Source organism: Streptococcus sp. GMD6S (assembly GCF_000297015.1).
Map to the genome: position 1 here is coordinate 1 of NZ_AJRH01000239.1, position 633 is coordinate 633.

Annotated in this window: 1 protein-coding gene; it reads right to left on the bottom strand. The window is 44.1% G+C overall.

Annotated elements, in window-relative coordinates:
• Positions 1-72: 72 nt before the first annotated feature.
• The coding region (locus tag GMD6S_RS09920; RefSeq protein WP_000518175.1) for a tRNA-ribosyltransferase family protein at positions 73-633 on the bottom strand (561 nt) is incomplete at its 5' end.

Below are 633 nucleotides of genomic sequence, written 5' to 3' on the forward strand. Positions count from 1 at the left end.
TCCCTATTCTATCAAAAAAATAGGAAAAATCCTAAGAGAAAACTTAGGATTTTGGCATTCTATTTTTACACTTTAGAAATTGCGCCCTGACTTGTTGTAGCCATATTTTTCTACAAAATACTCACGAAATTCCAAGAGATTGTCATCCATGATGGCTTGGCGGACCTGCTTCATCAGATTGAGTAAGAAGTAGAGATTGTGGTAACTAGTCAAGCGGATACCAAAGGTTTCGTCAGCCTTGAGTAGGTGGCGAAGATAAGCGCGTGTATAGTTCTTACATGTGTAGCAATCGCACTCAGGATCCAGTGGCGTAAAGTCTTCAGCGAATTGGGCATTTTTGACAACCAAACGACCTTGACTGGTCATACAAGTTCCGTTACGAGCGATACGAGTCGGTAAGACACAGTCAAACATATCCACGCCACGAATAACTCCATCAATCAAGCTATCTGGCGCTCCGACACCCATCAAATAGCGAGGTTTGTTTTCAGGTAGCAGTTGAGTTGTGAAATCCAAGACGGCATTCATCTCTTCATGCGTTTCTCCTACTGCCAAACCACCGATAGAGTAGCCAGGGAAGTCCATGCTAACAAGGTCGTGAGCTGACTGACGGCGAAGGTCTTCAAATCCTGC